This is a genomic window from Cellulophaga sp. BC115SP, from assembly GCF_009905545.1.
GTDB lineage: Bacteria > Bacteroidota > Bacteroidia > Cytophagales > Spirosomataceae > Flectobacillus > Flectobacillus rivi.
On the sequence record NZ_JAAALB010000027.1, the window covers coordinates 20,583 to 35,609 of the forward strand.

14 protein-coding genes are annotated in these 15,027 nt (G+C 36.0%); 5 read left to right on the forward strand and 9 right to left on the reverse strand.

The window, feature by feature from the left end; translation table 11 throughout:
• Nucleotides 1-19: 19 nt before the first annotated feature.
• Together GVN22_RS17895 and GVN22_RS17900 are read right to left on the reverse strand one after the other, a co-directional pair.
• Nucleotides 20-736, reverse strand: coding sequence for an MBL fold metallo-hydrolase (locus GVN22_RS17895; protein ID WP_166552379.1), 717 nt, complete (start codon nt 734-736; stop codon nt 20-22).
• A gap of 21 nt (nt 737-757) precedes the next feature.
• Nucleotides 758-1,960, reverse strand: a complete 1,203-nt coding sequence (locus GVN22_RS17900; protein ID WP_166552380.1) for an MFS transporter — start codon at nt 1,958-1,960, stop codon at nt 758-760.
• Nucleotides 1,961-2,390: 430 nt separating this feature from the next.
• On the opposite strand from GVN22_RS17900, the gene GVN22_RS17905 reads away from it, so the two are divergent.
• From GVN22_RS17905 to GVN22_RS17915, 3 genes are all read left to right on the forward strand, one after another.
• Nucleotides 2,391-3,272 carry a LysR family transcriptional regulator gene (locus tag GVN22_RS17905; protein WP_166552381.1) on the forward strand — a complete coding sequence of 294 codons (882 nt, stop codon included), beginning with the start codon at nt 2,391-2,393 and terminating at the stop codon, nt 3,270-3,272.
• A 55-nt stretch (nt 3,273-3,327) separates the two neighbouring features.
• A complete protein-coding gene (locus tag GVN22_RS17910) occupies nt 3,328-4,227 on the forward strand; it encodes an AraC family transcriptional regulator (protein WP_166552382.1) in 900 nt (299 codons plus the stop codon).
• Between the two features lie 118 nt (nt 4,228-4,345).
• Nucleotides 4,346-5,365 carry an aldo/keto reductase gene (locus tag GVN22_RS17915; RefSeq protein WP_166552383.1) on the forward strand — a complete coding sequence of 340 codons (1,020 nt, stop codon included), beginning with the start codon at nt 4,346-4,348 and terminating at the stop codon, nt 5,363-5,365.
• Between the two features lie 212 nt (nt 5,366-5,577).
• On the opposite strand, the gene GVN22_RS17920 is transcribed toward GVN22_RS17915, so the two are convergent.
• The gene (locus GVN22_RS17920; protein ID WP_166552384.1) at nt 5,578-6,660 is read right to left on the reverse strand and encodes an alpha/beta hydrolase; all 1,083 of its coding nucleotides are present in this window, start codon (nt 6,658-6,660) and stop codon (nt 5,578-5,580) included.
• A gap of 87 nt (nt 6,661-6,747) precedes the next feature.
• Entirely contained in the window at nt 6,748-7,620 is an 873-nt protein-coding gene (locus tag GVN22_RS17925; RefSeq protein ID WP_166552385.1) for an AraC family transcriptional regulator, read from the reverse strand.
• 88 nt (nt 7,621-7,708) lie between these two features.
• On the opposite strand from GVN22_RS17925, the gene GVN22_RS17930 reads away from it, so the two are divergent.
• Nucleotides 7,709-8,260, forward strand: coding sequence for a DNA-3-methyladenine glycosylase I (locus GVN22_RS17930; RefSeq protein WP_166552386.1), 552 nt, complete (start codon nt 7,709-7,711; stop codon nt 8,258-8,260).
• Between the two features lie 72 nt (nt 8,261-8,332).
• Here GVN22_RS17930 and GVN22_RS17935 read toward each other — a convergent pair whose 3' ends face one another.
• The 5 genes from GVN22_RS17935 to GVN22_RS17955 all read right to left on the reverse strand — a co-directional run bounded on the left by GVN22_RS17935 (nt 8,333) and on the right by GVN22_RS17955 (nt 13,254).
• Nucleotides 8,333-8,986, reverse strand: coding sequence for an RloB family protein (locus GVN22_RS17935; RefSeq protein ID WP_166552387.1), 654 nt, complete (start codon nt 8,984-8,986; stop codon nt 8,333-8,335).
• 3 nt (nt 8,987-8,989) lie between these two features.
• Nucleotides 8,990-10,369, reverse strand: a complete 1,380-nt coding sequence (locus tag GVN22_RS17940; protein WP_166552388.1) for an ATP/GTP-binding protein — start codon at nt 10,367-10,369, stop codon at nt 8,990-8,992.
• A gap of 194 nt (nt 10,370-10,563) precedes the next feature.
• Complete coding sequence (locus tag GVN22_RS17945; RefSeq protein ID WP_166552389.1) at nt 10,564-11,895, reverse strand: hypothetical protein; 1,332 nt, start codon at nt 11,893-11,895, stop codon at nt 10,564-10,566.
• Between the two features lie 195 nt (nt 11,896-12,090).
• Nucleotides 12,091-12,537: a carboxymuconolactone decarboxylase family protein gene (locus GVN22_RS17950; RefSeq protein WP_166552390.1), complete on the reverse strand. Its 447-nt coding sequence runs from the start codon at nt 12,535-12,537 to the stop codon at nt 12,091-12,093.
• Between the two features lie 129 nt (nt 12,538-12,666).
• Complete coding sequence (locus GVN22_RS17955; protein WP_166552391.1) at nt 12,667-13,254, reverse strand: Crp/Fnr family transcriptional regulator; 588 nt, start codon at nt 13,252-13,254, stop codon at nt 12,667-12,669.
• Between the two features lie 203 nt (nt 13,255-13,457).
• Between GVN22_RS17955 and GVN22_RS17960 the strand changes: the two genes are divergently transcribed.
• A complete protein-coding gene (locus tag GVN22_RS17960) occupies nt 13,458-14,792 on the forward strand; it encodes a rhamnogalacturonan acetylesterase (protein WP_166552392.1) in 1,335 nt (444 codons plus the stop codon).
• Nucleotides 14,793-15,027 lie beyond the last annotated feature (235 nt).

The following is a 15,027-nucleotide window of genomic DNA, read 5'->3' on the forward strand; positions in this document are numbered from 1 at the left end:
CATAAAATCGGAAAACAATCTATATCATCGTTTTTTCCATATCATGATAAAGTAAGATTTTCCAATTTGCTTCTTGGGCTTGTTGCTTCCATTGAGTTCTTAGATCTCTGGCTTTTTTACCATCATAATCCGATTTGTAGGCAATGCTATGTTGCCAGTAACTTTCCTGTGGAAGATTATCTGAGCCAAAGAAATAGGTTTCAGCACCGTCTTTAATCCAAAATACTTGTAAATATGGTGAGTGCCCTCCTACTACTTGATAGGAGATTTCAGGTGTGAGATTTCCGCTATCTTCCTGCATCCAAACCATATTGGTTAGGTGCTGTAATGGTGTTAGTTTTGAGAAATTATAGGAGGTACTTTGTGTTTGCAAAAGTGCATATTCATATTCTCTCTGTTGTCCAAAAACTTGGGCATTAGGAAAATTTATTTGGTATTCCCCACCCTTGATAACTCCCAAACCATCAATATGATCTTTATGAAAATGCGTCAGAAATACCTTAGTTATTTGTTCGGGACGAATTCCCTCTTTGGCTAACAAATCTAGGATAATTGGGCGTCCTAAGTCTTCGTGCCCCGAACCAGTTTCGATAAGGATATAATCCGTATTGGTAATTACTAGAAATGGTTGCACTGCTAGTTTTAAACCTTGCTCGTTTATGGCAGAAGTCAATGAGATAAACGCTCGATTTTTATCAACAAAATAGTTGCCTTCTTGTAAGGGGATAATTTTCATATTCTCAAGTGGAGTATGAGCCTATACACTCAGTACACGGCTCTTAGTCAATATTTTATTTCTTAAAACAACCATGGTAATGATATTGACAAATGCCAAAACTACCAGTAAACTGACAAATTTTTTGACACTAAAATGAGCAATCATATAGCCACTCAACAGAGGTGTCAGTGCCTGTGCTACCATTGGTAGACCCGCCAATCTGCCCATGATCGTTGCATACGAGTCGGCACCAAATATCCACAAAGGTAATGTGCCTCGCAAAATTGAACGCATTCCATTACCCAAACCAAAACAAATGACCGCTAAAAAGGCTATTTGCTGACTCATTAAAAATAACACCAGACCAACAAAAATGGTTACTGACGATACCAAAGCTGAATTTAAAGGTGTTTTTTTAGGTAAAATTGCATCCAAAAATCGTATTCCTACTTGACTTGGACCTAACATAGCACCAACACTAATCGCCATAGTCAAGGGAAGTCCATTGTCATTTAAGATTTCTACTAAATGTACAGAAATCCCAGTCATCAAGATAGATCCAATGGTGAAATTTACTAAAAGTATCGTAAACACGCTGGTATTTTCCAAGCCTGTTGGGAGTTCTTGTTGAGTATTCGTTGAGGTATTTTCCTCCTCTATCATTTGTACTTTTTCTGGAATCAAAAATTTGTGCACTGGAAAAACCCAAACGATAAGAATTCCGGCATACACAAAACAAGCATTGCGCCAGCCATAATGATTCAATAAAAACGAAAGCAAAGGCCAAACAACCGTTGTAGTAAACCCCGAAATTAGGGTAACTTGTACAATAGATTTACGGGCGATTTTACCATATTTTTTACCTAAAGTAGCAAATAGTGCATCATACAAACCCATCGCCATAGCCACGCCAACCACACACCAACCTACTAAAAATAGTAAAAAATGATGGGATAAACCTATGATGATAAGCCCCGCTCCCATGACAAACCCTGCATATAACAAATTGTAATTTTTAGCGATTGTCTCAATCATTTTTCCCACTTTCGATGCCAACATTCCTGATACCAACATCGCCAAAGACAAGGCGCCATACACCAATTGGTGCGACCATCCTGTTTCTGCAATAATTGGTTTAGCCAAAATAGCCAACAAGAAAAATGAGCCACCCCAAAGTAATATTTGGGTAAACCCTAGGATAAAATTTTTCGGTAATGAAACCGCCTTATATTCGATATTCATGAATTGGGATGTTTTACGTTATGCAACATTCTTCTCAATATCATCCACACTCTAGAAATGCTTCATGATTACGCTACAAAGTTGTAGAGAAGTTTTAAATTCGTAAAACGCTTTTTTTCTATCACATCAATCGGTATTTTCGATTTAGAAAAGCCCCCTCAATTTCGGATTTGGGATATTTGATTTCGGATTTATAATAAATCCAAAATAGGGAATACCCTAAAACAATTCACAATTACGGCTGTACGAAGGATTCCAAACTATTTCAGATTTGGGATTACGGATTTCGGAAATTAGGTTAGTTATCTTTATTTTTTTAAGAAATGTAAATGATTACATTTCCGAAATCCAACATCCGATATCCGAAATAAACAGTTTTAGAATCCTTCGTACAGTTGTAATTCAAAATTCACTAATTCACTCAATCCCCATGGAGCTTCGTCAATTAAAATATTTTCTCAGGGCTAAAGAATTACTCAATTTTACAGAGGCGGCAGAGCAACTCAATATTAGTCAGAGTACTCTTTCTCAGCAGATTAAGCAACTAGAGGATGAGCTTGATATACCGTTATTCAATCGTATTGGCAAACGTATTACTCTAACTGAAGCGGGTGCATTATTTGCAGATTTTGCTTTGCAAAGTATCAATAAGGCACAAGATGGATTGCTGATGCTGAGGGACTTGCACAACTTTCAAACAGGAAAAATTACGATAGGGGTTACTTATGGACTGCGTTATGTATTGACTCCAGCGCTGATTCGTTTTGCAACGCAATACCCACAAATTAAGATAAAAGTCGTATTTGGCACTTCCGAAGAATTGATTGATAAATTAAATCATTTGGAACTTGATTTTGCCTTAAGTTTTTTTGGGGATATAGCTGTTGAAAAACATTTTGATTATCAAAATCTATTTTGCTCACCTATGACGGTTGTGACGGCTCCAAATTCAGGATTAGCGCAAAAAGAAATGATAACTTTAGAACAAATTACGCAATATCCATTGGTTCTTCCTGCCAAAGGATATATGACCAGCAAATTTGTTCATGATTTATTTGAGCGCCATGCCCTGTCGCCCAATATTGCGATTGAAATCAATGATATTCCGACTTTACTGGAATTGGTCAAAACAGGAAATTGGCATACGATTTTGGCAAAAACTTCGGTTAGTCAGAAAGACGGATTGGCAACGATTCCGCTGTTGGGTGAAAATATGGACAGAACGGCTATGATTATTTCAATGAAAGAAGTTTATCAGAAAAAGGCTGTCAAAGAATTTTATCGAATTCTGCATGAGGAAATTAACTTGTAAGATAGTTTTCTTGTTGTCTTTTACAGGTTCGTTTGATTTTTTATAACTTTACTTCATGGAAAAGGTTCATACTTTAGAAGATTTTTATCTGAATAGCGCAGATTGTTTACCCGAAAACCTCCGTAAAGACGTAGGGCATTTCAATGTATTCAAGATGGAGGATTATATTGGTAAACCGACAAAATCTGTGCCTTATAGTCGTAAGGACTACTATAAAATTTCGTTGATTATTGGCAACAATATTTATCACTACGCAGACAAATCGATTGAAGTAAAGTCTGCGGGAATCTCATTTGCTAACCCTATGATTCCTTACAAAATCGAGCGAATCGGGGAATCTCAGCGAGGATATTTTTGCGTGTTCACAGAAGCTTTTTTGAATCAAATTCCTAACATCAAAGAATATCCTATTTTCAAGCCTGGCAGTTTTCCCATTTATAATCTCGATGAGGAGCAAATTGAGGAATTTCGACTTATTTTTGAACAGATGTCTGCTGAAATAAATGTCGATTATGCCTTCAAATACGATTTTTTGAGAGCATTAGTACAACAAGTTATTCATAAAGCCATGCGTTTGTCGCCCAATGATAATATCCAAAAACATCCACATTCGGCCAATAACCGCATTACCTCTTTATTTGTGGAATTACTCGAAAGACAATTTCCGATTGAATCGCCTTTACAAAGAATGAAACTGCGCATTCCTGCCGATTTTGCTGGGCATCTTTCCATCCATATCAATCATCTCAATCGCGCCTTGAAAACAGTTACTGGTAAAACTACCTCTCAGTTGATTCAAGAAAGGGTGTTGCAAGAGTCGCAAACCCTCCTCAAACATACCGATTGGAATATTGCTGAGATAGGATACGCCGTTGGATTTGACGACCCTTCGCATTTTACTTCATTTTTCCGTCGTTCGTTGCAAACCACTCCAAAGTTATTCCGAGAAATATAAATTGTTTGATTTTTTATAGTTTCTGTTTCGTTTGGGATAACTGTACACAAGAGTTTTGTAAGAAATTTGCATCAGATTTTTAGTAAAAACTTTTTCAAAAACTAATAAAACAAAACCTATGAAATACAATTATGTAGGCGAAACTGGTCTTTTGGTATCAGAATTATGCCTCGGAACTATGACTTTTGGCGGACAAGACGCTGGTATATGGGGAAATATTGGTCAACTTCAACAGGAGGAAGTAAACCAATTAATCAAAGCAGCGATTGATGCAGGCATTAACTTTATCGATACGGCCAACATTTATTCATTTGGTCAGTCAGAACAACTACTCGGACAGTCACTTATTGACCTCGGTATCCGTCGTGATCAGGTGGTGATTGCAACCAAGGTTTTAGGACGAATGGACGAATCGCCTAATAGTGCAGGCTTGTCACGCTATCATATTTTTAACTCGGTAGACGCAAGTTTAAAACGTCTTCAAATGGATTATGTAGACATTTTGTATGTTCACGGCGTTGACCCTCGTACTTCGGTTGAGCAAATTGTACATAGCTTAAATGATGTAGTAAATGCAGGAAAAGCCCGCTACATTGCCATTTGTAACTGGCCAGCATGGATGGTGGCTACGGCGCAAGAAATTGCCAAAAGCCACAACTGGCATCATTTTATTGGTTTACAGTACTATTACTCGGCTGTTTCTCGTGATATTGAGCATGAATTAGTACCGATGGCACAGCATCACAAATTAGCAATTTTCCCTTGGAGTCCATTGGCTGGGGGGTTCTTAAGTGGCAAATATACCCGTCAGCAAGTTGTAGCAGGTTCGAGAAGAGAGAATTTTGATTTTCCTCCAATCGATAAAGAAAAAGCTTATGATTTGGTAGACGTTATGCAGGAAATTGCAACAGCTCATCAAACTACTGTGGCACAAGTAGCTTTGGCATGGGTTCGTCATCAACCAGGTGTTACCAGTACGATTATTGGAGCTAAAACAATTACTCAATTACAAGACAATATTGCTTCGACACAAATACAGCTTTCGGCTGAGGATTTGCAGAAAATTGATGCAGTGAGTCCACTTCCAATGCAATACCCGGGCTGGATGGTAAAACGTCAAGGAGATTATAGAAAATAATTAAGTGAATTGTGATGAGCGATTATTCTTCGTGAATTTAACTTGTAGAGACGCAATGATTGCGTCTAAGAATGTGTCAAAGGGAATATAGCATCCAAAAAGGCGTTCGAAATGAGTTTTTCGAACGCCTTTTTGGATGCTAATACATTTTAAAATAATCACTCATTCTCTCAATCACAAATCACTCAATCTAGAGAATGTCTCTTTTTTAGCTATTTCAACGCTTCTTTGATTGATAACGCTGCTTGCAAGACGGCAACTTTAGAGGCCGTAACCCCTGAAATAGGGTTCAGCATACCGTAGTCATGAATCAATCCATTATATCTTGCTAAAGTAACTTTGACACCAGCTTCATTGAGCTTTCTTGCATAAGCCTCACCTTCGTCACGTAATACATCATTTTCTGCGGTTTGTACCAATGCCTCTGGCAAACCTTTTAATTGCTCTACCGTAGCTTGCAAAGGTGAAGCATAGATTTCTTTACGTTTTTCCACCTCTGGCAAATAGTTGTCCCAAAACCATTTCATCATATTTTTAGTCAAAAAGCGACCTTCTGCAAATTCGTTATATGAACCAGTCTCAAAGTTGGCGTCGGTAACGGGCCACAAAAGTACTTGAAGTTTTATCGCTGGACCGTGGTTATTTTTTGCCATAAGCGCAACTACCGCTGACATGTTCCCTCCTACGCTATTACCTACTACTGCTAAGTTTTTACCATTTACACCTATCTCTTTACCATGTTCGGCTACCCATTGTGTAGCAGCATAAATTTCATTGATTGCTACTGGATACTTTGCTTCTGGCGATGGAGTATAATCAGGAAAAACAGCCACGGCGCCACTATTTACCACTAGGTCACGGACTAATCTTCTATGTGTTGGATAGTCTCCTAACACCCAACCTCCTCCGTGCACGAAGATAAAAACAGGTGCATTTGGTTTTACGCCTATAGGCTTGGTGATATGTACTTTTACTTTATATCCATTTTGAGAAATCACTTTTTCGCTCTCTTGAATACCAGAATAATCTACCTGAACCGATTTTTGTGCTCCGACCAATACTTGACGAGCATCGGTTGGACTGAGTTGTTCGAGCGGTTTACCATTACTTGTGTTGAGTGCTTTCAAAAATGGTCTTATTTCGGTAAAAACTTGTGGGTCGTCCTGACCAGCATAAGGGCGCAATTGACCAAATGTGATATGCGCTACTAAGGCTAAAAAGAGTACTAAAAATGACTTAAGGAAAGTCAAATATGATGTGTTGCTATACGAAATAGTTAGTGCTTGAGCTTTCATGTTTTTGATTTGTTTAGTTGTTGTTTCAAATTGATATGACAAAATTACTCCAACGAACCACCCAGATAAAGGCACAAAAGCATACAACTATTGTACTTTTTTCCCTTGAATGTATTTATTTCTAAAATTAGTTGTCGTATCACCTACTTTTTGAGCAAAAAGGCGATTAAAATAGGCAGGGTCGTCATACCCCAAGTGATACGCAATTTCTTTAGCGCTCATTTGTGTGTAGGTCAGAAGACGTTTTGCCTCCAAAATAATACGGTCTTTGATTACTTCATTAGGCTGCGACAAATGCAGTCTTTTAAATTTATGTGTCAAGGTTTTTGGGGCAAACCCCAATAAGTCCGCATAGTCAGCGACGCTATGTTTTTCTTTATAATGGATTTCTACCAATCGACTAAAATCTCGATAAAATTCCATGTCACTATTAGTTCCATCTTGAATTTGGTGTAGTTCTTGCTTTTTCCAGATGCGAGTCGCACGAATGATTAACTGTTTCAAATATACTCGTAACATTTCTTCCTGCCCTGATTCGTTCATGGTCAGCTCTTCCTCTATTTGTGCCCAAAGATGATTTGCCCATCCCTGTTCACTTGTTGGAAGTTCCACCATCGGCATATTTTGCAAATTGTTAAACAATAAACCATCGCAAGCCACCTCGGCATCGTGAATTTGAATACAATAAAAATCACGGTTGTAATACATTATATATCCTAACTGCTCCCCCACTTGGTCTATCTGTAAAAACTGATTGGAGTTCACAAAAAATAAAGTCGGTTCTAGTGTTTGATATTCTTGAAAATCTACTTTTAGTTGGTATCCTTTGGGCAAGTACAAGACCTTAATAAATGGTTTGTACATATCACTATTAGCTGATGCCAAAGTATCCGTTGAAAGTGGTAGTAAACCTAATTTTTTATAATGTGATTCGAAAATAGAAGGTGTTTGTTGAGTCATGTTAGCGGGAGTTAAGGATTCCTTTTTTGAAAGAACTATTTCGAAATTACTTACGTTGATTGAGTTTAACAAATCTATAACCCGACCTATGTCTTATTGCAAAGCTATTCAAAATATGCAAGCTGCCGACCGCAAGGCCTTGCATGCCAACTATCACGACCATCACTACGGCTTCCCGATTCACGACGATAATGCACTATTTGGAAGATTGATTTTAGAAATCAATCAAGCGGGTTTGAGCTGGGAAACGATTCTTAGAAAAGAAGAGGCCTTCAAGGAAGCCTACAGCCATTACGATATCGACAAAGTAGCTTCTTATACAGAGGAAGATCGAGAAAGGCTTTTGTCTGATGCTGGCATTATTCGCAATCGCTTAAAAATCAATGCAGCGATAGAAAACGCCAAAAAAATTCAGGTTTTGCAAAAGGAATATGGCTCTTTTGAAAAATGGCTAGAAGCACACCATCCCAAAACCAAGGAAGAATGGGTAAAACTTTTCAAAAAGACTTTCAAATTCACAGGAGGCGAAATTGTAGGCGAATTCTTAATGAGCATTGGCTATCTCAAAGGCTCACACGACGACGATTGTCCGACACAACAAAAAGTACTTGCCCAAAACCCTAAATGGGCGGAAGTTTAATGGTGAATTTATTCTGGTTTCCCTCCTTTAAATGGGTTTAGAGGAGGGGCAACTGGGATACGAAATAGCGACTCATGTTTTTTTTAGCTTCATGACAACTTTATAAACGTGAGAGCCTAAGTTTTTAGGATATTCTTCATCTTTTTCATCTAATTGCTTTGCTTGTTCGATAGCAAAATCAATGGTTGGAAGAAATAACTCTGGCTTAGGATTACTTTTATTATACGCACCTAAAATTTCCACTATTTTAGCATCTACGTAATTTTTCTTGCTACTTACTTTCCCATTTTTCAACATTAAATTAAGCTCTTCTTCACTGTATTCTGCTATATCTTTAATGTGTAAAAGTAACCAAAACTCAAAGCAAGGATTACTCACAGCGACAAACATATTTGACTGCTTTTTACATTCTGAAATTATATCTGGAATGTTTTTCCATCTATCTGTATCAATTATCATCCAAAGCTCATCGGTATCCTTAAAATTATACTCATCTTTTGCTTCCTTTTTCAGTTTTCTAAAGACGTGATTTGGAGCACTATTGGTGTCTTTTTTAGGTCGTTTTAGGAGGTGTAAAAATATCAAGGCATCATTGAAAATCTCTGAGTTCTTAAATTCCTCAAAATAGATTTCTTCCGTATCGTTACCTTCAAAGGCTAAAACTATTATTTTTTCTTTTTCTAAAGAATTGCTTTCTCTAAATAAATCCTCTCTTTCTCTTGGCATAATTTACAATAAATGATGATTTAAAATTGTAAGCTTATTTCTATTGCCTATGCGAGGTACTGCCTTAAATCTTCCTAATAAATAATCTTTTCTAATTTCTTTGTCGAATCGTACATTGTAATCTTCGAGAGAATGAAGTTTACTGGCTCCAAAATTATCTTTTACCACAAACCAAACTTCATCTTTTCGTAATAATTTTTGAGTTAATACAGATGATTCGTGACTAGCCAAAATAAGTTGGCTATTAATATTTGTAGCTTTTGAAATGAACAAATCGATTAAATCGTACATCAGATTAGGGTGCAGACTTCTTTCCATTTCGTCAATAATAAATACATTATCACCTTTTAACAAGTCCATTAAAAGTGGTATAAAATCCATTATTCTATTTGTTCCGTCAGACTCATCACTTGTATCAAACTTTTCTAATTCGTCCTGTCCTTTAACAGAATGCTTAGTCATAAATTTCTCTACAACTAAATCTGTATCTTTAATAGAAAGAAAATAGGTGGTATTTCTATTTGACAGAATTGAAGCTCTTACATTTTCTGACTTCTTACTTAATAGATCTTCTTTTATTTTACTTAAAATTGATTTAGGCACATCTACGCTATCAAAATCAACTTTTTCAAGGCATACACCATTTATACCAGTATCAAAATATTTTAAAAACTGCTCAAATGTTGTTAGTAACTCTTCATCTTGATTCAATTCAAACTTCAAACCCTCATTGTATTTGTCATCAGGAAAAATAACTTTTAAAGAGTTTTGAAACCAATCTATCACATTCAGTATATCTTCAATTTTTGAAACATTTTCTTTGACTTTTCGAGTTCTGATTTCATTTAAAAACAACTGATTATTCGGTGTTCCTTTTGCTATAAATTTCAAAAATTGCTTTTCTTCGTCAGATTTGATGTTTTTCACAATATTATCCAAATCATATATTTGGCTATTATTGATGTTTCTTTCAAATATTTTCACTTCGCTCTTCAAGCTCACCTCAAATAGCCATTCTTCCTTTATGGTAGTGGAATCAAAAACAAATCCATAAGCATAATTTTTGCCATTATGTTGGATAACATATTCGATTCTAGAATCTTTATTAGTACAATTTTTATCTAATCTGAATTTTTGATAGTCAATAATAGATTCAGGATTGGTTCCTCGTAATACTAATCTTTTCCCAAATTCGATTGCTTTGATAAGGTTTGATTTTCCAGAAGCATTGGCACCAAATAACACGGAAGTTTTAAGGACAGAGATTCCTTTAATTTTTTTTGTCTTATGTTCTCCCTTTAGCGTTCCTTTGCCTGGTAATAATGAGAAATTCTGCCTACCATTAAATGACGAAAAATTCTCTACAGAAAACTTAATTAACATACATTTTAGTTTTATCTGTACAAATTTAGTGATTTTTTCACAAGTAGTACATTTTTAATAGGTTTTAACAATAGATATAAAGGCATTCTAAAAAAATATGGCGTGCATATTAGAAACGGATTTAGAATAGGAAAAGGCAGGGGAACTGCGTTGTGAAACGGTAGACGTTAATGGCTATTATTCATCACTCTCCTCTATTCATTTGTTAGCGATTTTCCTTGTAAAGCCCACGATTTCCAAGTAGCACCAAAATTACAAAGATCATTATTCTCATCGTTGGACCTACTCCACGGCTCATTACGGCATCTAATATCTGTGAACGGGTTTTCTTCATTTCCCTTGTCACAATAATCCTTTAGCCCACAAAGATTTATTCTGCCTAAATCATTCCATTGTCTTGTGATTAACTCTCTAATTTGACTAAATACCCAAAAGTATTGTGGTTCAATTTCTACTCCAAATCCATTCAATACATTTTCAAAAAACATTTCATTATTATTGTTTACTATTATGGGAGTTCCTATTTTTCCCTTTACTGCTTTAAAAAAAATATTATTCCTAATATCTCCATTTCTAACAATATCAAGCATAAATGAAGGTCTTTGCGTTCTGAAGTTTTGGGATGCAGAAATTGTTCTCGCGATCCATAAATTATTACTCTTGTATATATTTGAACGGAAATAGTCTGATAATTGTGAATTCACAATATGCCCAGCGTAATAAAATAACTCAAGAGGTTTTTTGATTTTTTGAAACTCAAATTCAATAACATTAAATACGTAATCATAAATTTCTTCAGGACTTTGAGGATAATAACCTGTCGCATTCATCTGTCGCAATATTAAACAAAATACCATCCCTGGGTCATTATACATTAAGGAGGCATCGCATAATGCGATTAAATTTTCCGTATTTTTAGAAAAAATTGGATATAACTTATCGGCTACTAGCCTAGGTGCAGAATAAGGAAGCTTTGTCGGATTAGGAAGAATTACATTAGGATATAGCAATTGTTCCATTTCATAAGCCATTCCTTCACAAATACAGTATGAGCCAAAGTAATATTTAAACCCTCCTTCTCTTTCGTTTCCTACCTGAATAAACTCTTTCGTAAATGTCCATATTACTCCATTTATCGTTAGATTATACAGTTCGTTATTTATAATATAGTCTTGGTCAAAATTCTTATGCTCCCCTGCACCTATAAATATTTTTTTCATCTCCATATTCACATGTGTATTTCCATCCTCTATTGACGTTACCAAAGGAACGTTAATAGAGTTAACACCATCTTTTTGTAGCTTCGAATTAAAAAATTTTATAAAGTCTACCTCGCTTGCTATATTAAACAGTCCGTGAGTTGTCGTAATATCTTGTAAGAAATGAATATATTCATGAAAAAAAATAGCAGCTCCAAGTTCCGATAATGACTCATCAAAATTTAGAAAAGCATCGTTAGTGTCTACGTTAATTCTAAAATAGGATGAATAATAAAATCCTGCTGAGGTATAAAGTTTTTCTCTCATTTTCTATATAGTATCTTGTTTTAAAGTCTTCTCCCTAGAAAAAATTCAAATCAATATACAAAAAAACACCTTCGACCACTCAATAATTATTCCTCCCCAACAACTTTCTTACCCAACGTCAATATACCAATAAAACCCTGACAGAAATATCCATTTCCATCAGGGTTTGTGGCACTATTCGCGTTTCTGGTTAAGCTAAAACTTCTCTCCTACGGTAATGTGTGTGCTTACCGAAATACGATTCCATGCATTGATTGCCACTACAATCATAATGACTTGGGCGATGTAATCTTCACTGAAGTATTTTAGGGCATTTTGGTAGGTTTCTTCTGTCAAACCTTTTTCACTGATGAGCGTAATTTCTTCTGTTATGGCTAATACTACCTTTTCCTCCTCCGTAAATAAGTCTGTTTCTCGCCAAGCATCTAGTAATAGAAGGCGCTGCGTTGTTTCACCATTTTTTAGGGCGTCTTTGCTATGCATATCGATACAAAAAGCACAATGATTGATTTGTGAGGCACGCAACTTGATAAACTCTTTGTGAGTTTTACTTACTGAGGTCGTTGCCAAATATTGTTCTAATCCGTACATGGCTTTCCAAGCCGCTGGCTGTGATGCGTGAATTTTTACTCTAGTTGTCATGGTATGATGTCAATTTGTCGTTTAAAAATATCCATCGAATTTTATTATTATTTTCGTCGCTGGACTACATGACAAAGTTCACTTTTTGACTAAAGAAAAAACTTAAACCAGTTTAAGAACGCTCAAATGCTACTTTTTTTCTAAGGTTTTTTTCTTGCGAAGTTCACTCAAATACTCTGGTGAAAAACCCAGAAATGATGCCAATACTTTCTGCGGAATCCGCTGAACAAACTCAGGATATAAAGAAGTAAAATGTTCATAAAAAACTTCTTTCGGCATCGTGTAAAGGTATTTGACTCGAAGCAAAGAAGCTGAATACGCTCGTTGGTAGACTTTTCTGAAATACCTTTCCAATTGAGGTATTTCCAACAGGAGTTTTTCCAAACTCTCATGAGTAATTACCATCACCTCCACTTTTTCGAGTGCTTGTATGCTAAAACCCGATTCTCCAGATTTTTCGAAGGCCATCAGGTCGGTCATCCACCACGTTTCGAGGGCAAATTGAATGGTTTGCTCCTGTCCTTTTTCATTTATAAAATACAATCTCAAACAGCCTTTCGTCACAAAAAATATATTCTTGCAGATATTACCCTCTTTTAACAAATGTTCTTTTTTAGCAAAAGTTTGTAATTGAAAACGACTTAACACAATCGCTATCTGTGCTTCTGTCAAATTAACGTGCTTAGTTATATGTATGATTAACGGATGATTGGACATGGCTTGAACAGTTGTGTTTTTTGGAAGATAAAGATATTGAATAATGATGTCACCCTTTTTAAAATTCAAAAAAGATTACCAGTAAATTATTACGCATTCCTGCTTTATGAAAATAAAACAATATATCCCCTACAAAATATCAATTCCATCAACTGTTGAAAACAAAGTGTTTATTCCGAGGCAATTAACTAACAACAAAACAAATGTTTTCACAAAAATCCGTTTTATCACTCTGCCTGTTAACAGCAGTAAACTTGACTGCTTTTTCACAAGTAAAAAATTCATTTAAGTTTGATTTTGGCACTGGCGCTGTTGCCAAAGGCTATCAAGCTGTAAGTCCAAGCGACTATTATTCAAAGGCTAAAGGTTTTGGGTTTATGCCCAACGCTAAAATCTCATCCGAAAATCGAGCTTCTAAAGATGCACTTACCTCCGATTTCTGCACCAGCAATACTTCCTTTTTCTTTACGGTTGATATTCCTGAGGGAAATTATGATGTCAAAGTAATCTTGGGCGATGCCGAAGGGACTTCTTCCACAAGTGTCAAAGCCGAATGTCGCCGATTGATGCTAGAAAAAGTAGAGACCGAGAAGGGAAAATTTGTCACTAAAAACTTTACAGTAAACGTCCGTTATCCCGAAATTTCTGATTCTTCTAGCGTAAAACTCAAACCTCGAGAAAAGGAATATCTGCACTGGGATCACCAACTGACGCTCGAATTTACGGGAAAATCCCCCAAAGTGTGTGCCGTAGAAATTACGCCTGCCTCGAGTAAAATCCCAACTGTATTTTTGGCAGGAAACTCCACCGTTGTAGATCAAGCTATTGAGCCTTTTGCCGCTTGGGGACAAATGATTCCAAGTTTTTTCCAAGCAGGAAAAGTCGTATTTGCCAACCATGCCGAATCTGGCGAAACTATTAAAAGTTTTACTTCTGAAAAACGTTTTGAAAAAGTCATGAGTCAAATCAAAAAGGGAGATTATTTCTTTATTGAATTTGCACACAATGACCAAAAACCAGGCTCTGGACTCAAATCTCAAACTACCTACAAAGAATATTTGATTAGTTTCATCAAAAAAACGCGTGAAAAAGGGGCTACTCCTGTACTAGTTACCTCGATGCATCGCCGTAGATTTGATGAAAATGGTAAAATCATTAATACGCTTGAAGATTTCCCTGAAGCTATGCGTCAGGTAGCCAAAGACGAAAATGTAGCCTTAATTGATTTAAATAATATGAGTAAAACACTTTGGGAAACACTCGGTGTAGAAAACTCAAAAAAGGCTTTTGTTCATTATGAGGCTAATAGTTTTCCGAATCAAGAAAAAGCGATTCATGACGATACGCACTTCAGCAATTATGGGGCATACCAGTTGGCAAAATGTATCGTAGAAGGAATCAAATCTAATCATTTAGGGATAGAAAAGTATCTCAACAAAGATTTTAAAGCCTATAATCCAGCTCAACCTGATGATTTGAACACATGGAATTTTCCTGTAAGTCCTTTGGTCTCAGTAATCAAACCTGATGGAAACTGAATGGAGTGATGAGTTGTGAGTTTTGAGTGATGAGTTGTCCTTGCCTAAAATAGGTTGCCCTGAATTTTTAGTCAAGGACAAGTCCCTAATTCATCATTAGGGTTATACGAAGGATTATAAAACTGTTTATTTCGGATATCGGATGTTGGATTTCGGAAGAGTAAGCTTCTATTTTTTATAAAAAATAAAAGTATATTTTTATATTTCCGAAATCAGAAATCCCAAATCTGAAATA